This is a genomic window from Streptomyces sp. NPDC001816, assembly GCF_042892235.1.
Lineage (GTDB): Bacteria > Actinomycetota > Actinomycetes > Streptomycetales > Streptomycetaceae > Streptomyces.
On the sequence record NZ_JBIATY010000001.1, the window covers coordinates 168,961 to 194,276 of the forward strand.

22 protein-coding genes and 2 pseudogenes are annotated in these 25,316 nt (G+C 71.0%); 14 read left to right on the forward strand and 10 right to left on the reverse strand.

The window, feature by feature from the left end; genetic code table 11:
- The first annotated feature begins 228 nt into the window (after positions 1–228).
- Both ACFYZZ_RS00740 and ACFYZZ_RS00745 read left to right on the forward strand, forming a co-directional pair.
- Positions 229–525: a DUF4193 domain-containing protein gene (locus tag ACFYZZ_RS00740; protein ID WP_005481602.1), complete on the forward strand. Its 297-nt coding sequence runs from the start codon at positions 229–231 to the stop codon at positions 523–525.
- Positions 526–538: 13 nt separating this feature from the next.
- Complete coding sequence (locus ACFYZZ_RS00745) at positions 539–1,459, forward strand: hypothetical protein (protein WP_389169723.1); 921 nt, start codon at positions 539–541, stop codon at positions 1,457–1,459.
- Between the two features lie 16 nt (positions 1,460–1,475).
- Here the strand turns inward: ACFYZZ_RS00745 and ACFYZZ_RS00750 are convergent, their stop codons facing one another.
- The gene (locus ACFYZZ_RS00750; protein WP_389169726.1) at positions 1,476–1,964 is read right to left on the reverse strand and encodes a DUF3093 domain-containing protein; all 489 of its coding nucleotides are present in this window, start codon (positions 1,962–1,964) and stop codon (positions 1,476–1,478) included.
- Positions 1,965–2,076: 112 nt separating this feature from the next.
- On the opposite strand from ACFYZZ_RS00750, the gene ACFYZZ_RS00755 reads away from it, so the two are divergent.
- From ACFYZZ_RS00755 to ACFYZZ_RS00795, 9 genes and pseudogenes are all read left to right on the forward strand, one after another.
- The gene (locus ACFYZZ_RS00755) at positions 2,077–2,661 is read left to right on the forward strand and encodes a PaaI family thioesterase (RefSeq protein ID WP_389169729.1); all 585 of its coding nucleotides are present in this window, start codon (positions 2,077–2,079) and stop codon (positions 2,659–2,661) included.
- A 23-nt stretch (positions 2,662–2,684) separates the two neighbouring features.
- Positions 2,685–3,236: a dUTP diphosphatase gene (gene dut / locus ACFYZZ_RS00760; RefSeq protein WP_386575952.1), complete on the forward strand. Its 552-nt coding sequence runs from the start codon at positions 2,685–2,687 to the stop codon at positions 3,234–3,236.
- A 1-nt stretch (position 3,237) separates the two neighbouring features.
- A complete protein-coding gene (locus ACFYZZ_RS00765; protein ID WP_386575855.1) occupies positions 3,238–3,999 on the forward strand; it encodes a DUF3710 domain-containing protein in 762 nt (253 codons plus the stop codon).
- A 490-nt stretch (positions 4,000–4,489) separates the two neighbouring features.
- Positions 4,490–5,283: pseudogene (locus tag ACFYZZ_RS00770) on the forward strand (hypothetical protein); the annotation flags it as partial.
- Between the two features lie 78 nt (positions 5,284–5,361).
- Positions 5,362–6,054, forward strand: coding sequence for an ABC transporter ATP-binding protein (locus tag ACFYZZ_RS00775; RefSeq protein WP_386575854.1), 693 nt, complete (start codon positions 5,362–5,364; stop codon positions 6,052–6,054).
- Positions 6,055–6,180: 126 nt separating this feature from the next.
- Positions 6,181–8,739: an ATP-binding protein gene (locus ACFYZZ_RS00780; RefSeq protein WP_389169732.1), complete on the forward strand. Its 2,559-nt coding sequence runs from the start codon at positions 6,181–6,183 to the stop codon at positions 8,737–8,739.
- Positions 8,733–9,452: a response regulator gene (locus tag ACFYZZ_RS00785; protein ID WP_389169734.1), complete on the forward strand. Its 720-nt coding sequence runs from the start codon at positions 8,733–8,735 to the stop codon at positions 9,450–9,452. The genes ACFYZZ_RS00780 and ACFYZZ_RS00785 overlap by 7 nt, the downstream gene beginning before the upstream one ends.
- Before the next feature lie 43 nt (positions 9,453–9,495).
- Entirely contained in the window at positions 9,496–9,894 is a 399-nt protein-coding gene (locus ACFYZZ_RS00790) for an OB-fold nucleic acid binding domain-containing protein (RefSeq protein ID WP_389169737.1), read from the forward strand.
- Between the two features lie 3 nt (positions 9,895–9,897).
- A complete protein-coding gene (locus ACFYZZ_RS00795) occupies positions 9,898–10,665 on the forward strand; it encodes a DUF3159 domain-containing protein (RefSeq protein WP_389169739.1) in 768 nt (255 codons plus the stop codon).
- A gap of 77 nt (positions 10,666–10,742) precedes the next feature.
- Here ACFYZZ_RS00795 and ACFYZZ_RS00800 read toward each other — a convergent pair whose 3' ends face one another.
- Together ACFYZZ_RS00800 and ACFYZZ_RS00805 are read right to left on the reverse strand one after the other, a co-directional pair.
- Positions 10,743–11,411 carry a potassium channel family protein gene (locus tag ACFYZZ_RS00800; RefSeq protein ID WP_389169742.1) on the reverse strand — a complete coding sequence of 223 codons (669 nt, stop codon included), beginning with the start codon at positions 11,409–11,411 and terminating at the stop codon, positions 10,743–10,745.
- A complete protein-coding gene (locus ACFYZZ_RS00805; protein WP_386575848.1) occupies positions 11,411–12,082 on the reverse strand; it encodes a potassium channel family protein in 672 nt (223 codons plus the stop codon). The genes ACFYZZ_RS00800 and ACFYZZ_RS00805 overlap by 1 nt, the downstream gene beginning before the upstream one ends.
- Positions 12,083–12,518: 436 nt before the next feature.
- Here ACFYZZ_RS00805 and ACFYZZ_RS00810 point away from each other — a divergent pair, with 436 nt between their 5' ends.
- Positions 12,519–14,567 (forward strand): APC family permease, encoded by a 2,049-nt coding sequence (locus ACFYZZ_RS00810; RefSeq protein WP_389169745.1) that lies wholly within the window; start codon positions 12,519–12,521, stop codon positions 14,565–14,567.
- Positions 14,568–14,681: 114 nt separating this feature from the next.
- Entirely contained in the window at positions 14,682–16,010 is a 1,329-nt protein-coding gene (locus ACFYZZ_RS00815) for a class I SAM-dependent RNA methyltransferase (protein ID WP_389169746.1), read from the forward strand.
- 74 nt (positions 16,011–16,084) lie between these two features.
- Here the strand turns inward: ACFYZZ_RS00815 and ACFYZZ_RS00820 are convergent, their stop codons facing one another.
- From ACFYZZ_RS00820 to ACFYZZ_RS00835, 4 genes and pseudogenes are all read right to left on the reverse strand, one after another.
- The gene (locus ACFYZZ_RS00820) at positions 16,085–17,020 is read right to left on the reverse strand and encodes a hypothetical protein (RefSeq protein ID WP_389169749.1); all 936 of its coding nucleotides are present in this window, start codon (positions 17,018–17,020) and stop codon (positions 16,085–16,087) included.
- Between the two features lie 46 nt (positions 17,021–17,066).
- Entirely contained in the window at positions 17,067–18,059 is a 993-nt protein-coding gene (locus ACFYZZ_RS00825) for a hypothetical protein (protein WP_389169751.1), read from the reverse strand.
- A gap of 78 nt (positions 18,060–18,137) precedes the next feature.
- Positions 18,138–18,710, reverse strand: a complete 573-nt coding sequence (locus ACFYZZ_RS00830) for a DNA/RNA non-specific endonuclease (protein WP_389169753.1) — start codon at positions 18,708–18,710, stop codon at positions 18,138–18,140.
- Between the two features lie 12 nt (positions 18,711–18,722).
- Positions 18,723–18,911, reverse strand: a pseudogene (locus ACFYZZ_RS00835) (RHS repeat-associated core domain-containing protein); the annotation flags it as partial.
- Positions 18,912–19,430: 519 nt separating this feature from the next.
- Here ACFYZZ_RS00835 and ACFYZZ_RS00840 point away from each other — a divergent pair.
- A complete protein-coding gene (locus tag ACFYZZ_RS00840; RefSeq protein ID WP_389169755.1) occupies positions 19,431–20,249 on the forward strand; it encodes an SDR family NAD(P)-dependent oxidoreductase in 819 nt (272 codons plus the stop codon).
- Here the strand turns inward: ACFYZZ_RS00840 and meaB are convergent.
- From meaB to ACFYZZ_RS00855, 3 genes are read right to left on the reverse strand one after another with little or no spacing between them, the layout of a single operon-like run.
- Complete coding sequence (meaB, locus tag ACFYZZ_RS00845; RefSeq protein WP_389169758.1) at positions 20,243–21,244, reverse strand: methylmalonyl Co-A mutase-associated GTPase MeaB; 1,002 nt, start codon at positions 21,242–21,244, stop codon at positions 20,243–20,245. The genes ACFYZZ_RS00840 and meaB overlap by 7 nt on opposite strands.
- Before the next feature lie 5 nt (positions 21,245–21,249).
- Entirely contained in the window at positions 21,250–23,424 is a 2,175-nt protein-coding gene (gene scpA, locus ACFYZZ_RS00850) for a methylmalonyl-CoA mutase (RefSeq protein ID WP_389169761.1), read from the reverse strand.
- Positions 23,424–25,229, reverse strand: a complete 1,806-nt coding sequence (locus tag ACFYZZ_RS00855; RefSeq protein ID WP_389169764.1) for a methylmalonyl-CoA mutase family protein — start codon at positions 25,227–25,229, stop codon at positions 23,424–23,426. The genes scpA and ACFYZZ_RS00855 overlap by 1 nt, the downstream gene beginning before the upstream one ends.
- Positions 25,230–25,316 lie beyond the last annotated feature (87 nt).

Consider the following 25,316-nt stretch of genomic DNA (forward strand, 5'->3'; position numbering starts at 1 on the left):
TTGATCACGGGAAGTACACGGTGAGGCGCCTTTGAGGTGCGGCATTCGAACCGTGTACGGTCCTCACCGCCATCCAAGCCGATCACTCTTGAGGTGTCGGGTTGGGTGTCGATTGAGTAACAGACCTTGATGTGAGGCAAAATCTCCGCCTCAGGTCGGGCACAAGTCCGGCCTCTCACGCGTTACGTGCGCTGGAGACACCGCAGACACCCAGAGGGGGAGAGCGACATGGCAACCGATTACGACACTCCACGCAAGACCGACGACGACGTCGACTCGGACAGTCTCGAAGAGCTGAAGGCCCGTCGGAACGACAAGTCCACCTCCGCGGTGGACGTCGACGAGTTCGAGGCCGCAGAGGGCCTCGAACTGCCGGGCGCCGACCTCTCGAACGAGGAGCTGGCCGTCCGTGTGCTGCCCAAGCAGCAGGACGAGTTCACGTGCATGAGCTGCTTCCTGGTGCACCACCGCAGCCAGCTGGCCCGGGAGAAGAACGGTCAGCCGATCTGCCGCGACTGCGACTGAGGACGGGTCGGCCGTGACTGGCTCGACCCCTCCACGGAAGCGCCGCTTCCCCCTGCCGGGAGCGGACAAGGGGCCGTACGACGGCCCGCAGGGCGCGCGTGACGACGAGCGGGGCTCACCCGGTGTGGGAGCCTCGCTCGAACCGGCGTCGGGCCCAGAAGGCCCGCCGGCGCCGGCGCGGCGGCCCGCGCCTGTCGCCAGGCGACGGGCCGCGGTGATCGGTGACAAGGCTCGGGTTCTGGCCCGGGAAGGCGTCCGTATGGGCAGCAGCCGCGCGAAGGCGGGGCTGGCGTACATCACGGACCGGATCATCGAGATCGCCCCGCGTGTCCCCGTACGCGACCTCGCGACGCTGCGCAGGCAGTTCCCGGGCCTCGGGCCCGAGGAGATCGCCGACAAACTCGTGGCGGGCGCGGCCGGCGCGACCTCCACGGTCGGGGCCGGGATCGGGGCTGCGGCGATGCTGCCGGTGCCGCCGGCCATGCCGACCGAGCTGGCCGCGGAGATCACCGGGGTCGCGGCGATCGAGCTGAAGCTGATCGCCGAGCTGTACGAGGTGTACGGCGTGCGGCCGCCGGGGAACGTGATGGCCCGCAGTACCGCGTATCTGTCCTCCTGGTCGGGGGAGCGCGGGATCGACGTGATGAAGCCGTCGACGATCAACACGGCGCTCGGGGGCCAGATGAAACGCGAGCTGCGTCAGCAGATCATGAAGCGGATGGTCCGGGACCTGCCCAACCTCATGCCGTTCATGGTGGGCGCGGCGGTGGGCGCGGTCATGAACCGCCGGGACACCAGAAAGCTCGCCGGGCGGGTCCGGACGGACCTGCGGAAGATCCAGGTGCCCTGGGACGCACTGCCCGAGCTGCCGCCGCTGGAGAAGCCCGCCAAGCCCCTGAACCTGGACGAGCCTCCCGAGGACTGGGGGGACTGACGTCCCCCGCACCCGGTTACGCCTGCTGGTCCTTCGCCTGGTCGCTCGCCTGCTGCTTTGCCGCCTCGATGGCCGCCGCAAGCCGCTCCGGCTCGCGCGTCGACAGGTACAGGTACGGCGTCGGGTCCTGCGGGTCCGTGACCTCCACGCGCAGGGCCCTCGGGATGTAGGCGCGCAGCAGCAGGAACGCGCGGGTGTCGGCCTTGTACGTGCGCCAGGCGCGGGCCTCCTCCGGGTCCAGGATCTCCGAGTCGCCGAGCGCCGACACCGGGATCTTCGCCTCGCCCGCTATCAGGGCGTCACCCACGACACGGATGCGCAGGGAGCTGTAGGCACTGGCCACCACCGCGGCCGCGGCCGTACCGCCGACCAGGCCGCCGAGCAGCGGCAGGGTGCCGAACGGGAGCAGGATCAGGGCGAACGAGACGCCCACGAGGAAGCTGATCAGCCACCACGAGCGGGGGGCGGTGAGGCGTTCTTCGTAGGGGGCGGCGGAGAGCTGCATGGGGCCAAGCTTGGCACGGTATCCGGTTATTGCCAGAGTCGGGGCAGCCGGCGCGAAGCGCTGTCGGGTAGGGCGGTGGTGGGTGACGGGCGGGCGGGTAAGGTCTGCGCCTGTGAGTGGTAGTTCCGCAGCTCTTCAGCCCCCCGCCGACGCCGTGCAACCGGTACGGCACCCCGATGCTCCCGCACCCGGGGAGCTTCTCGGCGCCCACTACGAACACTGTTTCGGTTGTGGTCCCGCACAGTCGCACGGCCTGCACCTGGAGGCGCGTGCCGGTGAGGGTGTCTCGCTGACCGCCGAGTTCACCGTCCAGCCCGCCCACCAGGGCGCCCCGGGCCTCGCCCACGGCGGAGTGCTGGCCAGCGCCCTGGACGAGACCCTCGGCTCGCTGAACTGGCTGCTGCGGACCATCGCCGTCACCGGCCGGCTGGAGACCGACTTCGTGCGGCCGGTCCCGGTGGGCACCACGCTGTACCTGGAGGCGGAGGTCACCGCCGTGGCCGGGCGGAAGATCTACTCCACCGCCACCGGTCGGATCGGCCGTCCCGACGGGCCCGTCGCCGTCCGCGCGGACGCCCTCTTCATCGAGGTGAAGGTCGACCACTTCATCGACCACGGCCGCGAGGAGGAGATCCAGGCCGCCATGAGCGACCCGGACCAGATCCGCCGCGCCCGCGCCTTCGAGGTGAACCCGTGAGCTTCGAGCACTCCCTCGGCCCGCTGCGCCGCGATCCCCTGAACGTGCTGATCCGCCGCGTCGACCCGGACGTACCGCTCCCGGCGTACGAGCACCCCGGGGACGCCGGAGCCGATCTGCGGACCACCGAGGCCTGCGAACTCAAGCCCGGTGAGCGGGCCGTGCTGCCCACGGGAGTGTCGATCGCCCTCCCGGAGGGGTACGCGGCCTTCGTGCACCCGCGTTCCGGGCTCGCCGCCCGCTGCGGTGTCGCCCTCGTGAATGCCCCGGGGACGGTTGATGCCGGGTACCGTGGGGAGATCAAGGTGATCGTGGTGAATCTCGACCCGCGCGAGGCAGTGCGGTTCGAGCGCTTCGACCGGATTGCCCAACTGGTCGTCCAGCAGGTCGAGAGGGTCCGCTTCCAGGAGGTGGCGGAACTTCCCGGCTCGGCGCGGGCCGAAGGGGGCTTCGGGTCCACCGGTGGCCACGCCTCGGTGGGCGACGAAAGCGGCACAAGCGGTCCGGCCGCCATGGGCGGCGGGACGGGTGGGAATCGATACGCTTCGGTCGTATCCGACCGGGAAGGACAGTGACGTGTTCGGACGTCGCAAGAAGAAGGGTGCCGCCGAGGACGCGGCCGGCGAGGCCGAGCAGGTCGTCGACAGCGTCGACACCGAGGCGGACGAGGAAGAGGCCGAGCGCGAGCGCGTCCGGCTGGAGCCCGAGCCCCGGCCCGACGGGCCGTGGGACAGCAGCGAGGTGCGCGATCCGGGCGAGGGCCGCGTGGACCTCGGCGGCGTTTTCGTGCCGGGCGTCGACGGCATGGAGCTGCGGGTCGAGGTCGCCGGTGACGCGATCGTCGCGGCGACCGTCGTGCTGCGCGACAGCGCCATCCAGCTCCAGGCCTTCGCCGCGCCCAAGCGCGAGGGCATCTGGGGCGAGGTCCGCGAGGAGATCGCGGGCGGCATCACCCAGCAGGGCGGCATCGTCGACGAGGTCGAGGGTCCGCTGGGCTGGGAGCTGCGTGCCCAGGTGCCGGTGCAGCTGCCGGACGGCACCGGCGGCTTCCAGGTGGTGCGGTTCGTCGGTGTGGACGGCCCGCGCTGGTTCCTGCGCGGTGTGATCTCGGGTCAGGCCGCGGTGCAGCCGCAGGTCGCCGGCCTGCTGGAGCAGATCTTCCGGGACACCGTCGTGGTCCGCGGTGAGGGCCCGATGGCGCCCCGCGACCCGATCGTCCTCAAGCTGCCGAACGACGCCCAGATGGTTCCCGAGGGTGTCCAGCAGGAGGAGGGCTCGCGCTTCTCCGGCGGCATGGGCCAGCTGCAGCGCGGACCGGAGATCACCGAGGTCCGTTAGTAGGACGCGAGGAGGGCCGCATCCGGAACGGGGTGCGGCCCTGGGCGTCTGAGCTGCGGGCTGAGGGTACGGCTCGCGGTCGAGGACGGGCGTGTCGGCTGTGGCGCGACCACGGACGTCCCCGACCGCGAGCTGCTGGGCGTCGTTACGCCCTCGTAGGGCTGTGCGGCTCCTACTCCAACCGTTCCTGAACGCCTTGACTGGCGGGAGCGCCCCGAACGGTCTTGGGCGCCCTGGTTCCCCGCTTTCGCGCCCCGGCGGCGACACGTGTCCTGCACGTGGTCCGACCCGAGGCGGGCAGGGTCCCTGACGTGCCAGGACCCTGGCCCGAGCCTGAACGCTCCGATGCCCCGCACCATCGCTCCGGTGGCGCGGGGGCGGTGACGTCCGACGCTCAGGCGAGAGAGCCTCGCACGTGAGCGACGTTATCGATGATCGCGGGCAAGTCGCGCTCCCTGGCCAGGATTTCACCCGGTCCAGTGAACGCCCGCTGGTGGACGCCTGGTCCGCCGTGATCCAGGACCACACGAACAGCAACCCCTGCAGACCGGCTGGGCGGGCTCCTCCTGGCCCAGGGCCGCCGAGATCATCAAGTACACGTATCCGGGCGGCTGGGCCGACCAGGGCCGTTTCGCGACCATGCTCCGCAACGTCTATCTGCCGGTCGTCATCAAGGGCTCCAACTCCAACGGCAACTGGGAGCTGTCGATGATGGAGGCCGCCGTCGGCATCTCCGTCTTCCTGGAGGACAAGGCGTCGTACGACACGGCCATGGCGAAGTTCCGGACCCGCACGGCCGCGTACGTGTACCTCGCCTCCGACGGCTCCGTGCCGAAGACCGTGCCCAGCCAGAACCTCGACACCACCGCCAAGATCGTCTCCTACTGGCAGGGCCAGTCCACCTTCGTCACCGGGCTCACCCAGGAGACCTGCCGGGACTTCGTGCACACCGGGTACGGCATCTCCGCGATCTCGCACGTCGCCGAGACCAGCCGGATCCAGGGCCAGGACCTGTACGGCACCGACGTCGGCGAGCGGCTGCGGCAGGCGCTCGGCTTCCAGTCCAAGTACCAGCTCGGCGCGGCCGTCCCCGGCTGGCTGTGCGGCGGCTCCCTGAAACTCGGGCTCGGCCCGGTCACCGAGGTCGGCTACAACGCCCTGCACAACCGCCTCGGCGTCGCCATGACCAACACCCAGGCGCTGACCCTGAACAACCGCCCGGCCGGCAGCAACAACCTCTTCGTCGCCTGGGAGACCCTCAGCCACGGCGACAACCCGAACTGAACCATTGAACGGCCGGGCGTCCCCCGGCGATACTGGCGCCCGGCCCACGGGCGACACGGGGGACACGGGGGAGGCGTTGTGAGTCAGGTGCTCACCGAGACCATGGTGCGCGTCGAGGACGTCCACAAGTCGTACGGGCACGGCGCCGCCGCCGTCCACGCCCTGCGCGGGGTCTCCTTCGAGGTCCCGCGCGGCGAGCTGGTCGCCCTCAAGGGGCGCTCGGGCTCCGGCAAGACCACCCTGCTGAACATCGTCGGCGGACTCGACACCCCCGACCGGGGGCGGGTCGAGGTCGACGGGCAGGATCTGGCCGGGCTCGGCGAGGGCGGGCTGCTGGAGCTGCGCCGGGACCGGATCGGGTTCGTCTTCCAGTCCTTCGGGCTCATCCCGATCCTCACCGCCGCCGAGAACGTCGGCGTACCGCTGCGGCTGCGCCGGGCCGACCCGCGCGAGCGCGAGGAACGCGTCGACCTGCTGCTCTCCCTCGTCGGACTCGCCGACCACGCGGCCCAGCGGCCGGGCGAGCTGTCCGGCGGCCAGCAGCAGCGCGTCGCCATCGCGCGCGCCCTCGCGAACCGCCCCGCCCTGATCGTCGCCGACGAGCCCACCGGCCAGCTGGACGCCGAGACCGGCCACGCGGTCATGGAGCTGCTGCGGGCCGTCGTCCGCAGCGAGGGGGCCACCGCGCTGGTCGCCACGCACGACGCGACCCTGCTCGACCTCGCCGACCGGGTGCTGGAGCTGCGGGACGGGGAGATCGTCGAGCACTGAGAGCCCCGGCCGCCATCAGAGTTGCGTCAAAGACCCCGGTTGACCGGGCCATCGTCCCGTTTGTCCGCACCGTTGGCCGTAAGGTCGACGCTGCGTACGCAGCAGTTACCGGAAGACAATGGGGCCATGGCACGCGGCAAGCTTCGGATCTACCTCGGCGCGGCACCGGGCGTGGGCAAGACCTACGCCATGCTGTCCGAGGCGCACCGCCGGGTGGAGCGGGGCACCGACTGCGTGGTCGCCTACGTCGAGCACTACGCCCGGCCGCGCACCGAGGTGATGCTGCACGGCCTGGAGCAGATTCCGCGCCGGGAGCTGGAGTACCGGGGCGCCACCTTCGGCGAGATGGACGTCGAGGCGGTGCTGCGCCGGGCCCCCGCCGTCGCCCTGGTGGACGAACTCGCCCACACCAACATCCCCGGCTCCCGCAACGCCAAGCGCTGGCAGGACGTCGAGGAGCTGCTCGCGGCCGGGATCGACGTGATCTCGACCGTCAACATCCAGCACCTGGAGTCCCTCGGCGACGTCGTGGAGTCGATCACGGGGGTGCGGCAGCGGGAGACGGTGCCCGACGAGGTCGTACGGCGGGCCGACCAGATCGAGCTGGTCGACATGTCGCCGGAGGCGCTGCGCCGCCGTATGGCGCACGGCAACATCTACAAGCCGGACAAGGTCGACGCGGCTCTCTCGAACTACTTCCGGCCCGGGAACCTCACCGCCCTGCGTGAGCTGGCGCTGCTGTGGGTCGCCGACCGGGTCGACGAGTACCTGACCGAGTACCGCACCGAGCACCGGGTCTCGAAGATCTGGGGTTCGCGCGAGCGGATCGTGGTCGGCCTGACCGGCGGCCCCGAGGGACGCACCCTGATCCGGCGCGCCGCACGGCTCGCCGAGAAGGGCGCAGGCGGCGAGGTCATGGCCGTCTACATAGCCCGCAGCGACGGTCTCACCTCGGCCTCCCCGAAGGAGCTGGCAGTCCAGCGCACCCTCGTGGAGGACCTGGGGGGCACCTTCCACCACGTGGTCGGCGACGACATACCTGCCGCGCTGCTGGACTTCGCCCGCGGCGTCAACGCCACCCAGATCGTCCTCGGATCCTCGCGCCGCAAGGCCTGGCAGTACGTCTTCGGGCCCGGCGTCGGCGCCACGGTCGCCCGGGAGTCCGGCCCCGACCTCGACGTGCACATCGTCACTCACGAGGAGGTCGCCAAGGGCCGCGGACTGCCCGTGGCCCGAGGTGCCCGGCTCGGCCGGACCCGGATCATCTCGGGCTGGCTGGTCGGTCTGGCCGGCCCGGCGATCCTGGCGGTGCTGCTGAACACCGTCGGCCTCGGCCTCGCCAACGACATGCTGCTGTTCCTGGCCGTCACCGTCGCCGCGGCCCTGCTCGGCGGTCTGCTGCCGGCCCTGGCCTCGGCGGCCCTCGGCTCGCTGCTGCTGAACTACTACTACACCCCGCCCCTGCACCGGCTGACCGTCGCCGACCCCAAGAACATCGTCGCCATCGCGATCTTCTTCGGGGTCGCCGTGTCGGTCGCCTCGGTGGTGGACCTCGCCGCCCGGCGCACCCACCAGGCCGCCCGGCTGCGCGCGGAGTCCGAGATCCTCTCCTTCCTCGCCGGCAACGTGCTGCGCGGCGAGACCGGCCTGGAGGAGCTGCTGGAGCGGGTCCGCGAGACCTTCGGCATGGAGTCCGCCGCCCTGCTGGAACGGGAGAGCGACGTCGAGCCGTGGACCTGCGCGGGCCGCGCCGGATTCGGGCCCACCCTGGAGCGGCCCGAGGACGCCGACGTCGACATGCCGATCGGCGACCACATGGCGCTCGCCCTGACCGGCCGGGTGCTGCCCGCCGAGGACCGCCGGGTGCTCGCCGCGTTCGCCGCGCAGGCCGTCCTGGTGCTGGACCGCCGGCGCCTCCAGGAGGAGGCCGACCAGGCCCGGGCGCTCGCCGAGGGCAACCGCATCCGCACCGCCCTGCTGGCCGCTGTCAGCCACGACCTGCGCACCCCGCTCGCCGCGATCAAGGCCGCCGTCTCCTCGCTGCGCTCCGACGACGTGGCCTGGTCCGAGGAGGACCAGGCGGAGCTGCTGGAGGGCATCGAGGAGGGCGCCGACCGGCTCGACCACCTCGTGGGCAACCTGCTCGACATGTCCCGGCTGCAGACCGGCACCGTCACCCCGCTCATCCGCGAGATCGACGTCGACGAGGTGGTCCCGATGGCGCTGGGCGGCGTACCCGAGGACAGCGTCGAGCTGGACATCCCCGAGACGCTGCCCATGGTCGCCGTCGACCCCGGCCTGCTGGAGCGGTCGGTGGCCAACCTGGTGGAGAACGCCGTCAAGTACAGCCCGCTCGGAGAGCGCGTCCTGGTGTCCGCCAGCGCCATAGTCGACCGCGTCGAGGTGCGGATCGTGGACCGTGGCCCCGGTGTTCCGGACGAGGCGAAGGACCGTATCTTCGAGCCCTTCCAGCGCTACGGCGACGCCCCGCGCGGCGCCGGGGTCGGCCTCGGCCTCGCGGTCGCGCGCGGCTTCGCCGAGGCCATGGGCGGCACCCTGAACGCCGAGGACACGCCGGGCGGCGGGCTCACGATGGTGCTCAGCCTCCGTGCGGCACGATCGCGTCCCGAGCCCCTCCCCCTCGGGGAGTCCAGCACAGAACCAGAAAGGCAGACCCAATGCTGAGCCCCACTGGGGGGACCCCCCAGACCCCCACGAGGGTGCTCGTGGTCGACGACGAGCCGCAGATCGTGCGCGCGCTCGTGATCAACCTCAAGGCGCGCAAGTACGAGGTCGACGCGGCCGCCGACGGCAGGACCGCCCTCGAACTCGCCGCCTCCCGCCACCCCGACGTGGTCGTCCTCGACCTGGGCCTGCCGGACATGGACGGCGTCGAGGTGATCAAGGGGCTGCGCGGCTGGACGCGTGTCCCGATCCTGGTCCTGTCCGCCCGCCACTCCTCGGACGAGAAGGTCGAGGCGCTGGACGCGGGCGCCGACGACTACGTCACCAAGCCCTTCGGCATGGACGAGCTGCTGGCCCGGCTGCGGGCCGCCGTACGCCGGGCCGAGCCGGTCGGGCCGGGCGACGACGACGTGACGACCGTGGAGACCGAGGGCTTCACCGTCGACCTGGCCGCGAAGAAGGTCAACCGCTCCGGCAAGGACGTCCGGCTCACCCCGACCGAGTGGCACCTGCTGGAGGTGCTGGTCCGCAACACCGGCCGCCTGGTCAGCCAGAAGCAGCTGCTGCAGGAGGTGTGGGGGCCGTCGTACGGGACGGAGACCAACTACCTGCGCGTCTACATGGCCCAGCTGCGCAGAAAGTTGGAGACGGACCCGTCACACCCGAAGCACTTCCTTACGGAGCCGGGGATGGGGTACCGGTTCGAGAGGTGAGCTGCGCTACGGCGGTGTCGGTGGGCCCCGGTACGCTTCAGATATGACTGCTGTTCCTCGTTCCCCAAAGCCGGCCGGCCGGTTCCGGCGGATGCTCGACCGGCTCTCCACCTCGCAGGAGGATCTGGAGTCCGAGGAGCTGCGGGAAGACGCCGAGACCGCGGGATGCACCCGTATCGGTGACTGCCTGGACCGCGAGATCGTCACCGTAACTGGTACCTTGCGCACGGTCACCCTGCGGCCGCGCGCCGGAGTCCCGGCCCTGGAGGCCGAGCTGTTCGACGGCTCGGCCGCGCTGGACGTGGTGTGGCTCGGCAGGCGCTCCATCGTCGGCATAGAACCGGGGCGCAAGCTGATCGCATCGGGCCGGATCTCCATGAGCCGGGGCCGCCGGGTGCTGTTCAACCCGAAATACGAACTGCGACCCCTCGGACGGGAGTAGCCGGTGACGTCCCTCGACAAGCGGACCGAAGACACCGAACAGACTCAGTCGGACGATGCCCGCGCGGTCACCGAGGCCGCCCTGTTCGAGGCGTTCGGCGGCGTCCGCGGCATGGTCGAGACGGTCCTGCCCGGTCTCCTCTTCGTCGCGATCTTCACGGTCAACAAGGACCTGCACGTCTCGGCGATCGCCGCGCTGGCCCTGTCCCTGGTGCTGGTCGTGGTCCGGCTGGCCCTCAAGGACACCGTCAAGCACGCCTTCAGCGGTGTCTTCGGCGTAGGCTTCGGCGTCCTGTTCGCGATGTTCACGGGCAACGCCAAGGACTTCTACCTCCCCGGCATGCTCTACACGCTGGGCATGGCGCTGGCCTACATCATCACGACCCTCGCCGGTGTCCCCCTGATCGGTCTCATCCTCGGCCCGATCTTCAAGGAGAACCTCTCCTGGCGCACCCGCAATCCCGGCCGCAAGAAGGCCTATGCGAAGGCCAGTTGGGCCTGGGGCCTGATCCTGCTCGGCAAGTGCGCGATTCTCTTCCCGCTGTACTGGTGGGCCAACACGGCCCAGCTCGGCTGGGTGCTGGTCGCCCTGAAGATCCCGCCGTTCCTGCTGGCGGTCTGGCTCACCTGGGTCTTCCTCGCGAAGGCGCCCGCGCCGATCGACGTGTTCGCGGAGATGGAGGCGGAGGAGAAGGCCGAGCAGGAGCGCAAGGCCGCGCTGGCCGCCGAGGGCGGCGAGTCCACGGGCGGACGGCACCGCCGGGACGCGTAGCCGGCCGTCGTACGACGAGAAAGGGCGCCCTGGGTTTCCAGGGCGCCCTTTCTCATGGGTTCAGCTCCCGCGTGGGTTCAGCTCTCGCGCCGCACCGACAGCAGCTCCTCCAGCTGCTCCTCCCGGGCCTGGGCGGCCACGAAGAGGAGTTCGTCGCCCGGCTCCAGGGAGTCCTCCTTGGACGGGGTCAGGACGCGGGTGCCGCGGATGATCGTGACCAGCGAGGTGTCCTGCGGCCACTCCACGTCGCCGACCTGGGTGCCGGCCAGGGCCGACTCCTCCGGAAGGGTCAGCTCGACGAGGTTGGCGTCGCCGTGGCTGAAGCGGAGCAGACGGACCAGGTCGCCGACGCTCACCGCCTCCTCGACCAGGGCGGACATCAGGCGCGGCGTGGACACGGCCACGTCGACGCCCCAGGCCTCGTTGAACAGCCACTCGTTCTTGGGGTTGTTCACCCGGGCGACGACGCGCGGAACGCCGTACTCCGTCTTCGCGAGCAGCGAGATGACCAGGTTGACCTTGTCGTCGCCGGTCGCGGCGATCACCACGTTGCAGCGCTGCAGCGCCGCCTCGTCCAGGGACGTGATCTCACAGGCGTCGGCCAGCAGCCACTCCGCCTGCGGCACCCGCTCCACCGAGATGGCGGTCGGTGCCTTGTCGATGAGCAGGACCTCGTGGCCGTTCTCCAGCAGCTCGCCCGCGATCGAGCGGCCGACGGCGCCGGCTCCGGCAATGGCGACCCTCATCAGTGACCGCCCTCCTCTTCCGGGCCCGCGGCGAATGCCGCTTCGACCTTGTCGACGTCGTCCGCCCGCATCATCACGTGGACGAGGTCGCCCTCCTGCAGCACCGTCTGCGAGGTGGGCAGGATGGCCTCGCCCAGGCGGGTCAGGAACGCCACGCGGACGCCCGTCTCCTCCTGCAGCTTGCTGATCTTGTGGCCGACCCACTTCGGGGAGGCGTGCACCTCGGCGAGCTGGACGCCGCCGGTGGGGTCGCGCCACAGGGGCTCGGCGCCCGAGGGCAGCAGACGGCGCAGCATCTGGTCGGCCGTCCAGCGGACCGTGGCCACGGTGGGGATGCCCAGGCGCTGGTAGACCTCGGCACGGCGCGGGTCGTAGATACGGGCGGCCACGTTCTCCACGCCGAACATCTCGCGGGCGACGCGCGCGGAGATGATGTTGGAGTTGTCGCCGCTGGAGACGGCGGCGAAGGCGCCGGCCTCCTCGATGCCCGCCTCGCGCAGGGTGTCCTGGTCGAAGCCGACTCCGGTGACCCGGCGGCCACCGAACCCGGGGCCCAGTCGGCGGAAGGCGGTGGGGTCCTGGTCGATCACGGCGACCGTGTGTCCCCGTTGTTCCAGGGTCTGGGCAAGAGCGGAACCCACTCTTCCGCAGCCCATGATGACGATGTGCACGACCGTCCTTCCGGTGTCCAAAAGTTACTGCTCAGCATCAGGGTCTCAGACCGACGCCCAAAGCTACACACGAGTGGTTCGGGGCGGGCACCCCTGTGCCCAGGTTTCCCGCGATCACCGAATGTGATCATCTGGTGACTGCCATCCGGCGTCCCTCACCTGCGGGTGGCCGACGGCGCCGACCGGCGAGTGATGCTGCGCACGCTGAACAGGGTCAGGATTCCGAGGCCCACCAGGGCGACCGTGGCCCCGATCAGCTCTGCGGTCGCGGGCATGGGACCTCCGAAGTGCGATGACAGGCGGGGTCTGCCATCTAGACACGGAGGGCTTGCGAACCACGGAATCCGCACTTCCGTGCGCCCGTGATTTCACTCATGAGGCAGAACCGGGATGCCGGGTGGGCGGCTGCCTGTTCGAAGGCCTACCATCCTCTGTCGTGTCCAAACTGACCGACGTGCCCAAACGGATCCTGATCGGGCGCGCACTGCGCAGTGACCGGCTGGGCGAAACGCTCCTGCCGAAGCGCATCGCACTCCCCGTCTTCGCCTCCGACCCGCTGTCCTCCGTCGCCTACGCGCCGGGGGAGGTCCTGCTGGTCCTGTCCATCGCGGGCGTGTCGGCCTACCACTTCAGCCCCTGGATCGCGGTCGCGGTCGTCGTGCTGATGTTCACGGTCGTCGCCTCGTACCGGCAGAACGTCCACGCCTACCCGAGCGGCGGCGGTGACTACGAGGTCGCCACCACCAACCTCGGCTCCAAGGCCGGCCTCACCGTCGCGAGCGCGCTCCTCGTCGACTACGTCCTGACCGTCGCCGTCTCGATCGCCTCCGGCATCGAGAACCTCGGCTCGGCGGTCCCCTTCGTGGTGCAGCACAAGGTGCTCTGCGCCGTCGCCGTGATCGTCCTGCTGACGCTGATGAACCTGCGCGGCGTGAAGGAGTCGGGCAAGCTCTTCGCGATCCCGACGTACGTCTTCGTCGGCGGCGTCTTCATCATGATCGCGTGGGGCGCGTTCCGGGGCCTGGTCCTCGGCGACACCATGCTGGCGCCCACCGCCGACTACCACATCAAGGCCGAACACCAGGGCCTCGCGGGCTTCGCCCTCGTCTTCCTGCTGCTGCGCGCCTTCTCCTCCGGCTGCGCCGCTCTCACAGGTGTGGAGGCCATCTCCAACGGCGTCCCGGCCTTCCGCAAGCCCAAGTCGAAGAACGCGGCGACCACGCTGGCGATGATGGGCCTGCTGGCTGTGACCATGTTCTGCGGCATCATCGCGCTCGCCATGGTGACCAAGGTCCGCATGGCCGAGAACCCGGCCACCGACCTGATCCACAACGGCGTCGCGCTCGGCTCGGGCTACGTCCAGAACCCGGTGATCTCCCAGGTCGCCGAGGCGGTGTTCGGCAAGGGCAGCTTCCTGTTCATCGTGCTCGCGGCGGCCACCGCCCTGGTCCTGTTCCTGGCGGCCAACACGGCGTACAACGGCTTCCCGCTGCTCGGCTCGATCCTCGCCCAGGACCGCTACCTGCCGCGCCAGCTGCACACCCGCGGCGACCGCCTCGCCTTCTCCAACGGCATCGTGCTGCTCGCCGGCGCGGCGGCCCTGCTGACGGTCATCTACGGCGCCGACTCCACGCGCCTGATCCAGCTGTACATCGTCGGCGTGTTCGTGTCCTTCACGCTCAGCCAGACCGGCATGGTCAGGCACTGGAACCGCCACCTGGCGACGGAGCGCGACCAGGCCAAGCGCCGCCACATGGTCCGCTCCCGCGCGATCAACGCGTTCGGCGCCTTCTTCACCGGCCTGGTGCTGGTCGTCGTCCTGGTCACGAAGTTCACGCACGGCGCCTGGGTGGCCCTGCTCGGCATGTGCATCTTCTACGCGACGATGACCGTGATCCGGAAGCACTACGACCGCGTCGCCGAGGAGATCGCGGCCCCCGAGGGCCCGACCGACGACAGTGTCCGCCCCTCCCGCGTCCACTCGGTCGTCCTCATCTCCAAGATCCACCGCCCCACCCTGCGGGCCCTGGCCTACGCCAAGCTGATGCGCTCGGACACGCTTGAGGCGCTCACCGTCAACGTCGACCCGGCGGAGACCAAGGCGCTGCAGGAGGAGTGGGAGCGGCGCGGCATCGACGTACCGCTGAAGGTCCTCGACTCGCCGTACCGCGAGATCACGCGGCCGATCATCGAGTACGTCAAGGGCCTGCGCAAGGAGTCCCCGCGCGACGCGGTCTCCGTGATCATCCCCGAGTACGTGGTCGGCCACTGGTACGAGCATCTGCTGCACAACCAGAGCGCCCTGCGCCTGAAGGGCCGCCTGCTGTTCACGCCCGGCGTGATGGTGACCTCCGTCCCCTACCAGCTGGCCTCCTCCGAGGCGGCCAAGCTGCGCGCCCGCAAGCGGCAGGAGTGGAACGCACCGGGCGCGGTGCGGCGTGGTCCGGCGGCGGAGCGGCCGAAGGAGCCGGCGGTCAAGGACTGAGCGTCCTTTGGCGTCAAAGGAAGGCCGTAGACTGGTGGGCTGTTGTCAGACCCACCGGCTACGGCCGCTTCCTTTTCCTCCCCGAAGTCCTTCCCGATCTGGAGTCACCCCACCATGCAGGCAGAACCGACCAAGTCTCTGGTGGGCGAGGAGTACGAGGTCGAGATCGGCCCCGTCGCCCACGGCGGCCACTGCATCGCCCGTACCTCCGAGGGCCAGGTGCTGTTCGTCCGGCACGGGCTGCCCGGCGAGCGGGTGGTGGCCCGGGTGACCGAGGGCGAGGAGGGCGCGCGCTTCCTGCGGGCGGACGCCGTCGAGATCCTGGAGGCCTCCAAGGACCGCGTCGAGGCTCCCTGCCCCTTCGCCGGCCCCGGCCGCTGCGGCGGCTGCGACTGGCAGCACGCCAAGCCGGGCGCCCAGCGCCGGCTGAAGGGCGAGGTGATCGCCGAGCAGCTCCAGCGGCTCGCGGGCCTCACGCCCGAGGAGGCGGGCTGGGACGGCACGGTGATGCCGGCCGAGGGCGACAAGCTCCCGGCGGGTCAGGTCCCGCAGTGGCGGACGCGCGTGCAGTACGCGGTCGACACCGAGGGCCACGCGGGCCTGCGCCGCCACCGCTCGCACGAGGTCGAGCGGATCGACCACTGCATGATCGCCGCTGCCGGTGTGACCGAACTGGGCATCGAAAAGCGCGACTGGACCGGCATGGAGTCGGTGGAGGCGATCGCGGCGACCGGCTCGCAGGACCGCCAGGTGATCCTGACCCCGAGGCCCGGCGCCCGCCTCCCGATCGTCGAACTGGACAAGCCGGTGTCGGTGATGCGGGTCGACGAGAAGGACGGCGGCGTGCACCGCGTCCACGGCCGCCCCTTCGTCCGCGAGCGCGCCGACGGCCGCACCCACCGGGTCGGCAGCGGCGGCTTCTGGCAGGTCCACCCGAAGGCGGCGGACACCCTGGTGACGGCGGTCATGCAGGGCCTGCTGCCCCGCAAGGGCGAGATGGCCCTGGACCTCTACTGCGGCGTGGGCCTCTTCGCCGGCGCCCTGGCCGACCGCCTCGGCGAGAAGGGCGCGGTCCTGGGCATCGAGTCCGGCAAGCGCGCGGTCGAGGACGCGCGCCACAACCTGGCCGACTTCCCCCGGGTCCGCATCGAACAGGGCAAGGTCGAGTCGGTCCTGCCGCGCACCGGCATCACCGAGGTCGACCTCATCGTCCTCGACCCGCCCCGCGCCGGCGCCGGCCGCAAGACGGTCGAACACCTCTCCTCCCTCCGCGCCCGCCGCATCGCCTACGTCGCCTGCGATCCCGCTGCGCTGGCCCGGGATCTGGCGTACTTCCGCGAGGGCGGGTACCGGGTGCGGACGCTTCGGGCGTTCGATCTGTTTCCGATGACGCATCATGTGGAGTGCGTGGCGATCCTGGAGCCTGCCGCAAAGGGCTCTTGACCTGCGCTTATCGCCCGTTCACTGGCTGACGAGCCCAAGTGGATGCTGCCGGTCGCGGGGACATACGGCGATCGTCAACGTGCCGCGGCCCGGCGAGACCTCCGTGGGGTCGTTGGCCACAGGGTGCCTGAGTCGTGCTGGTCCTCGAACGGGATCCAGCTGGTGGTGCTGGGATCCCATTCATACTGAGCAGCCGTCAGGAGCGGGGTGAGTTCCGTACCGCAGGTGGAGCAGAGCAGCGGTCGCGGGCCGGTGAGGTTCCAGGCGATGTAGCCGCCGGTCTTCCAGCCAGGAGCCGTGGACAAGTCCGAGATGTACCGGTCGCCTCCGTCCTCCGGTCCTGCCCACACCGCGATGCGATCCTGCAGCTCGAGGTCGAGGGTCATCAAGTAGGGGTGCTCGACAACCTCCTCGGGGTGCAGCACACAGGGATTCGGGACGAGTTCTTCGCGACCGACGACCTCGGGGGCCGGCTGCTCGGTCAGTGGTGTGCCGACGTCCGCGGAACGGCGCCAGCGAAGCTGTACGTGGAGGTCGTGGCGGGTGTCGCCGTGCCGTTCGAAGCCGCACCAGAACACCTGGAGCAGGTCGTCCTCCCCGGTCCAGGGCAGGTCGGGGACGTCACGGCGGTACAACTGGGCCACGGCGAGCAGGGGGATGGGGTTTGTGTCGGCGAGGTGTGGGGCGTGTCGGGCTCGCTTGAACCCGGTGAGTTCCTCGCGCTCTTCGGCGTTCGGCCCGGATCGTGGATCGCGCTGCCGGGCCCGGTCCAGGATCTCGCGCTTGCGCGTCACTTCGGGGTAGCGGTAGCCGCTTCCCCGCTTGTGCGGGATCGTGCAGACCGGCCAGGGCTCGTCGGCGGGCCACAGCAACGGGCCACCGACCGAGCTGTCGTGCACCGTGGGGGCGCCACGCCGGGGGTGCAGCCGGGTGGCGGTCCGGCGCATCGCGGCCAGTTCGGGGAAGGCCGCCTCCACGTCTACCGGGCGGGGCGGGGTGGTACGCGCCATGAGCCGGGGCTCCCGGTGTTTCCTCTGTGTTTCGTCGACTCAGGTATCACTGGCTGACGAGTCCCAGTGGATGGTGCGGGTCGCGGGGGCATAGGGCGATGGTCAGGCGGCCGCGGCCGACGGACACACGGGTGGGGACGTTGGCGCCCGGGACACGGGCGTCCTGCTGGTCCTCATACGGGGTCCAACTGGCCGTGCCGGGGTCCCATTCACGTTCGTCCGCCGTCAGGAGTGGGGAGAGTTCCGTGCCGCAGACGGAGCAGTCGAGTGGCTGCGGTCCCGTGAGGCGCCAGGAGATGTACCCTCCGACCTTCCAGCCGGGTGCCGTGGACAAGTCGTAGATGTACTGCGGACCTTCGTCCTCCTCCGGTCCCTCCCATGCGTCGATGCGGTTCTGGAGGGCGGGGTCGAGGGTCATGAAGTACGGGTGCTCGACGACCTCCTCGGGATGCAGGACGCACTGGTAGGGGATGAGTTCGGGGCGGCCGATGACCTCAGGGGTGGGGGGCTCGGCCAGCGGCGTGCCGATGTCGCCCGAGTGATGCCAGCGCAGCTGTACATGGGGCTCGTACCGGGACTCGCCGTGCCGTTCGAAGCCGCACCAGAACACCTGGAGCAGGTCTCCTTCGCCGGTGTCGGGCAGGGCGGGGACGTCACGGCGGTACAGCTGGGCCACGGCGAGCATCGGGATGGGGTCCGTGTCGGCGAGGTGGGGCGCGTGCCGACCTCGCTTGAACCCGGCGATTTCCTGGGCCTCCTCGGGAGTCGTCCCTCGCGGGTTGCGCTGCCGGGCCCGCTCCCGGATCTCCCGCTCGCGCAGCACTTCGGGGTAGCGGTAGCCGCTTCCCCGCTTGTGCGGGATCGTGCAGACCGGCCAGGGCTCGTCGGCGGGCCACAGCAACGGGCCACCGACCGAGCTGTCGTGCACCGTGGGGGCGCCACGCCGGGGGTGCAGCCGGGTGGCGGTCCGGCGCATCGCGGCCAGTTCGGGGAAGGCCGCCTCCACGTCTACCGGGCGGGGCGGGGTGGTACGCGCCATGAGCTAGGACACTCCTGGAGGGTCGCGTGCGGGATCGGAGGGAGCAGTGGCGAAGGCCGGGTGGGGACTCTACACAAGTCAGGACCGCCACCCCGGTATGGCGGTACGCACCCCGCCGGCAGGGTTGTCGAGCCAGCCAGTCAGCTGGAATCCCTTGTTGCCGTACGCGGAGTACTCGAAACGGATGGGGATGGGATTGGTCCCCGCGTCTATTGGCGTGACGTCGTACTGGACCACCTCGTCGTTGTCCTCGTTGGCCACGGCCCTGTACACCTTGTCCTCGATCATGTCGCGCTGGTACGGAGAGTTGGTGTGCAGCTGCGTCTGGGTCACGAGGTTGTGCTTGGCGTTGTGATGCGTGCCCGCACCGCCGAGGCGGTCGGCAAGGAGGTGGCCGCGGGCCTCGTTGAACGCGGTCCCATGGCCGCGCCAGCCGGGTGGCGTGATCTTGCCCGCTTCGGTGCCGGTGTCGAGCATCTCTCGGCGGATGCAGGCGGAGATACCGGTCGGACGGCCGAGGTGATCCAGCGGCTTGTACCGGACGCTGCCGCCCCGGCCGTTGGCGCCGTCGGTCCACGTGTAGTGGTCCTTGCGGCACGGCGCCAGGCCCACCGGGTCGTACAGGTCCAGCGGGTTGACGACGTAGGCCACCGGGTTGGGCGCCGGCAGCAGGCCCAGTGGGTCGGGGGTGACGTACCGGGCGGTCTCCGGGTCGTAGTGGCGGAAGTAGTTGTAGTGGAGTCCCGTCTCGGGATCGGCGTACTGGCCGGGGTGGCGCAGGGGTGTGTGGGCGGTGGCGTCCGGATTGACGGCCGTGGTGCCCCAGACCGTCGCGCGGGTGCGCCAGGCGATCGTGCCGGTCTCGTCGACGAGTTCGGTCGGGGTGCCCGCCCGAGTGGTCCGACACCGGTCAGGCGGTGTGGCTCGACAGCAGGCACGCCGGCCTCATCAACTCCGAGCACGCCCTCAAGCAGCTCAGGCGCGTCTGCGACGGCCTCGAACCGGCCGGGGTGCTGAGTACCGGGGAGCCCGTCGGCGTCGAGTTTCCCGACTTCGCCCGGGCCGGAGAGCCCTTCGAGGTGTGGGCGACGAACGCCGACACCGCGATGGGGCTGCGGGTCCGCCGCCTCGGCTCGGACGGCAGGCCCGTGGCGGACGAGGCGATGCGGCCGTGCGAAGACGGGGACTTCCGCGCCGAACTGCGTGCCGAACCGGGCCGGTGGACCCTGGAGGTCTACTCGAAGGCTGTCGAGTACTCGTGCCGGGACGTGCTGTTGGTTGTCCAGCCGTACCTGCCCGACCTCCGCATGATCCACGGACAGGCCCTAGGCTCGGATGCCGTTGGTGATCTCGACGGAGGGCTGAACTGCGGTGTCGGACAAGCGCGTTGTCATCGTGACCGGCGGAGGTACGGGCATCGGGGAGGCCACCGCCCGGCTGCTGTGCGAGCAGGGCCACCAGGTGGTCGTCTCCGGCCGGCGGACCGAACCCCTGCGGCGCGTCGAGCGCGAGACCGGAGCCCTCGCGCACCCCTGCGACGCCGGGGACCCCGAAGCGGCAGAGAGCCTCGTCCAGGCGGCCCTGGCCGCTTACGGACGGCTCGACGGGCTGGTGCTCAACGCGGGTATCGGGCGCGGCGGAGCCGTGGGCGACCTGTCCCTGGCGGACTGGGACGAGGTGATGCGCACCAACGTCACCGGTCCACTGCTCCTGCTGCGCGCCGCGATCCCGCACCTGCTGGAGAGCAAGGGGGCCGTGGTCGGCGTCGCCTCGGTCTCCGCGCTGCGCAACGGCACGAGCAACGCCCCGTACGCCACCTCCAAGGCGGCCCTGCTCCAGCTCTGCCGTTCCGTCGCCGTCGACTACGGGCGGCAGGGGGTGCGGGCCAACATCGTGTGCCCCAGCTGGGTACGGACCGAGATGGCCGACCGGCGCATGGCGCGCTTCGCCGAGGAGGCGGACCTGGGCGACGGGGGCCTGGATGCCGCCTACGAGGAGGCGACCAGGCTGCTGCCCATGGGACGGCCCGGTGAGCCGCGGGAGATCGCGGAGGCCATCAGCTGGCTGCTGTCCCCGGCGGCTTCGTACGTCAACGGCGCCGTGCTCACCGTCGACGGCGGCGCGACGGCCCTGGACCCCGGGACACACGCCTTCGACTTCCACATCGCGCCGCGCGATCTCCGTCAGTGAGCTGCGGAACCCGGCCCTTCCTCGAACGCGGCCAGAATGCGTTCCGCCGCCAGGGTCGCCGTCAACGTGCCATCCCTGACCTGCTGTTCGAGGGCGGGGGCGGCCGCGCGTACCGCGGGGTGTGCGTGCAGGCGGCCCAGGAGTTCGTCGCGGACCATCGACCAGCTCCAGTCGACCTGCTGGTCCCGCCGCTTGGCGGTGAGCCGGCCGGTGGAGTCGAGGAGCGTGCGGTGCTGTTCCAGCCGCTCCCACACCACGTCCAGGCCGGCGGACTCACGGGCGCTGCAGCTCAGCACCGGCGGGGTCCAGAACGCGTCCTTGCCGTGCATCAGCCTGAGCGCGCCCGCCAACTCCCGTGCCGCCGCACGCGCGTCACGCTCGTGCGGGCCGTCCGCCTTGTTGACGGCGATGACGTCGGCCAGTTCCAGGACGCCCTTCTTGATGCCCTGGAGCTGGTCGCCGGTGCGGGCCAGCGTGAGCAGCAGGAACGAGTCGACCATGTCGGCGACCGCGGTCTCGGACTGGCCGACGCCGACGGTCTCGACGAGGATCACGTCGTAGCCCGCGGCCTCCATGACCACCATCGACTCGCGCGTCGCCTTCGCGACCCCGCCCAGCGTGCCCGCGCTGGGGGAGGGGCGTACGAAGGCGTTCGGGTCCACCGCCAGGCGTTCCATACGGGTCTTGTCACCGAGGATCGAGCCGCCGGTCCGGGTGGAGGACGGGTCCACGGCGAGTACGGCCACGCGGTGGCCCAGCGAGGTCAGCAGCGTGCCGAACGCGTCGATGAACGTCGACTTGCCCACGCCCGGCACCCCGCTGATGCCGATCCGCCGCGCCCGGCCGCTGTGCGGGAGCAGCTCGGTGAGCAACTCCTGTGCCAGCGCCCGGTGCTGGGGGCGGGTGGACTCGACGAGCGTGATGGCGCGGGCCACCAGGGCCCGCTTTCCGTCGAGCACACCCTTCACATACGTGTCGAGATCGATCGCTGCCATGCGGATCAGAGGTCGTGGCCGAGGTCGGCCGACAGCCGCTGCACCAGGTCGTACGCCGCGTCCGGGATCACCGTCCCGGGCGGGAACACGGCCGTGGCGCCCATCTCCAGCAGGGTCGGCACGTCCTGCGGCGGGATCACCCCGCCGACCACGATCATGATGTCCTCCCGGCCCTCCTCGGCGAGCGCCTCGCGCAGCGCCGGTACGAGGGTGAGGTGACCGGCGGCCAGCGAGGACACGCCGACCACGTGGACGTCCGCCTCGACGGCCTGGCGGGCGACTTCCTCCGGGGTCTGGAAGAGCGGGCCGACGTCGACGTCGAAGCCGAGGTCGGCGAAGCCGGTGGCGATCACCTTCTGGCCGCGGTCGTGGCCGTCCTGGCCCATCTTGGCGACCAGGATGCGCGGCCGGCGCCCCTCGGCTTCGTCGAAGGCGTCCACCAGGGCACGGGTGCGGTCCACGGACGGGGACTCCCCTGTCTCGTTGCGGTACACGCCGGAGATCGTACGGATCTGGCTCTGGTGGCGGCCGTACACCTTCTCCAGGGCGTCGGAGATCTCGCCGACGGTGGCCTTGGCGCGAGCCGCGTGCACGGCCAGCTCCAGCAGGTTGCCGTTGCCGTCGGCGGCCCGGGTGAGCGCGTCCAGCGCGTCCCGGCAGGCGGTCTCGTCCCGCTCTTCGCGCAGCCGCCGCAGCTTCTCGATCTGCTGGGCGCGCACCGAGGAGTTGTCGACCTTGAGGACCTCGATCGCCTCGTCGTTCTCCACCCGGTACTTGTTGACGCCGATCACCGGCTGGCGGCCGGAGTCGATACGGGCCTGGGTGCGGGCCGCAGCCTCCTCCACGCGCAGCTTGGGAATGCCGGCGTCGATGGCCTGCGCCATGCCGCCCGCCTGCTCGACCTCCTGGATGTGCGCCCAGGCCTTGCGGGCGAGGTCGTACGTCAGCTTCTCGACGTAGGCGCTGCCGCCCCACGGGTCGATGACCCGGGTGGTGCCGGACTCCTGCTGGATGAGCAGCTGGGTGTTGCGGGCGATGCGCGCCGAGAAGTCGGTCGGCAGGGCGAGCGCCTCGTCCAGGGCGTTGGTGTGCAGCGACTGGGTGTGGCCCTGGGTCGCCGCCATCGCCTCCACGGCCGTACGCGTGACGTTGTTGAACACGTCCTGCGCGGTCAGCGACCAGCCCGAGGTCTGCGAATGCGTGCGCAGGGACAGGGACTTGGAGTTCTTCGGCTCGAACTGGGAGACCAGCTTGGCCCACAGCAGCCGGGCCGCCCGCAGCTTGGCGATCTCCATGAAGAAGTTCATGCCGATCGCCCAGAAGAAGGAGAGCCGGGGCGCGAACGCGTCCACGTCCAGGCCGGCTTCCCGCCCGGCGCGGATGTACTCGACTCCGTCCGCGAGGGTGTACGCCAGCTCCAGGTCGGCCGTCGCGCCCGCCTCCTGGATGTGGTAGCCGGAGATGGAGATGGAGTTGTAGCGGGGCATCCGCTGCGAGGTGTACGCGAAGATGTCGGAGATGATCCGCATCGACGGCTTCGGCGGATAGATGTAGGTGTTGCGGACCATGAACTCCTTCAGAATGTCGTTCTGAATGGTTCCGGCCAGCTTCTCGGGCGGTACGCCCTGTTCCTCCGCCGCCACGATGTACAGCGCCAGCACCGGCAGCACGGCGCCGTTCATCGTCATCGACACGGTCATCTTGTCCAGCGGGATCCCGTCGAACAGCTGCCGCATGTCGTAGATCGAGTCGATGGCCACGCCCGCCATGCCGACGTCGCCGGTCACGCGCGGGTGGTCGCTGTCGTAACCCCGGTGCGTGGGCAGGTCGAAGGCGACCGACAGGCCCTTCTGACCGGCCGCCAGGTTGCGCCGGTAGAACGCGTTGGACTCCTCGGCGGTCGAGAAGCCCGCGTACTGGCGGATGGTCCAGGGCTGGTTGACGTACATCGTCGGGTAGGGGCCGCGCAGGTACGGCGCCATGCCCGGGTAGGTGCCGAGGAAGTCCAGGCCCTCCAGGTCACGGCCGGTGTACAGCGGCTTGACCCCGATGCCCTCCGGGGTCTCCCACACCGGTGCCTCGCTGCCCGTGGCGTGCTTGACGGCCGTACGCCATTCCGCGTCACCACCCTCGGCGACGGGGGTCCCCAGCTCGATGCCGGAGAAGTCGGGGATTCCCATCAGGACACTCCCATGCGGTCGAGGGTCGCGGACAGCACGTCCACTGCGTCGCAGCCCGCGAAGACGTACGAGTCGATGCCGGCGTAGTCGCCCCGGCCCGCGAGGACCACGTGCCGGGCCCCGGCCGCCTTCAGCGCCCCGGCCGTCCGCTCGGCCTGTTCGGCGTACTGCGCGTCGCTGGAGCACAGCACGGCCTCGGTGGCGCCGCTGTCCTCGAAGCGGCCCTCGGCCACCGGCTCGATGCCGCCCGCCTGGAAGAGGTTGGCGGCGAAGGTCGAGCGCGCGGTGTACTCGGCGGCCGTGCCGAGGGTGGCCAGGTAGATCCGGGGGCGGGCGCCGGTCGCCGCCAGGTGGGCGTCGGAGCGGGCACGCAGCGCCTCGTACGCCTCGTCCCGGCGCACCCGGGGCAGCCCGCCGGACGGCGGCTCGGGCGCGGGCTCGCGCTCCAGCGGCTTCTCGGACAGGAGCGGGAACTCGCTGACGCCGGTGATGGGTTCGCGCCGCTTGGCGAGCTTCTTGGAGCGCTCCGCCCAGGTCGTCGCCAGGTCCGTGCGGATCCGGCCCGAGCGCAGTACGGCCGCCTGGCCGCCGTCCCGCTCGATCGACCGGAAGAACTCCCAGGCCGCGTGGGCGAGTTCGTCGGTGAGCTGCTCGACGTACCAGGAGCCGCCCGCCGGGTCGATGACCCGGGCCAGATGGGACTCCTCGACCAGGATCGTGGAGGTGTTGCGCGCGATACGGCGGGCGAACGCGTCCGGCAGGCCGAGCGCGTGGTCGAAGGGCAGCACGGTGACGGAGTCGGCACCGCCCACCCCGGCGGCCAGCGTCGCGACCGTCGTACGGAGCATGTTCACCCACGGGTCGCGGCGGCTCATCATCACCGGCGAGGTCACCGCGTGCTGCACCTGCGCGCCCGCGCCGGGCGCCCCGGACACCTCGGCGACCCGCGCCCACAGCCGGCGCGCCGCGCGCAGCTTGGCGATGGTCAGGAACTGGTCGGCGGTGGCCGCGTACCGGAACTCCAGCTGCGCGCAGGCCGCTTCGACCGTGAGACCGGCCGCGGTCAGCTCCCGCAGGTAGGCCACGCCGGTGGCCAGGGAGGCGCCCAGCTCCTGCGCGGCCGAGCCGCCCGCCTCGTGGTACGGCAGCGCGTCCACGGTCAGCGTGCGCAGGCCCGGGTACTGCCCGGCGGTCTGCCGGGCCAGCGCGGCGAGCGGAGCGAAGTCCTGCGCCTCGCCGGTGCGGGCTTCGTACCCCAGCGGGTCGCCGCCGAGGCTGCCGCGCACGGCCTTCGGGTCGACGCCCCGTTCCTCGTACAGCCGCAGCAGCTCGGCCGCCGCAGCCTCCACGTCACGGCCGGCGTCCAGGACCACCGGGGCCAGGTCGAGGTAGACCCCGTCGAGGGCGCGTGCGAGCGCGGACACGGGCATGCCGCCCTGTCCCACGACCAGCCAGAGCGAGGTGACGCCGTTCTCCAGGTCCGTCAGGACCGCGCCGTCGGCGAGCGTCGCGTGCCGCTGCCGTACGTCCCAGCCGCCCGCGGTGTTGCCCTCGGGGCGGCCGCCGCGCACGAACGGCGCGAAGCCGGGCAGGCCGGGGTCGGGCGCGCCGTCGCGCGCGGTGTACAGCGGCCGGGTGCGCAGCCCGTCCTCGAGCGTGGTGGACAGAGCGTCCTCAGCTGCCGCGCCCGAGACTTCCTTGCCCGACTTGCGCAGCACACCCTCGACCAGGCGTTGCCACTGCTCGTGTGTCGCGTCAGGGAACTCGGCGGCCAGTGAGAGCCCGTCGTCAGGCAGGACCGTCATGCTCGGATGTTAGGTCAGGGCGCTCAAGTGACTGCAGAGCGTGGGCCTGTGACCTTTCCCTCGTTACGGCTGTGACCTGCGCCCCTC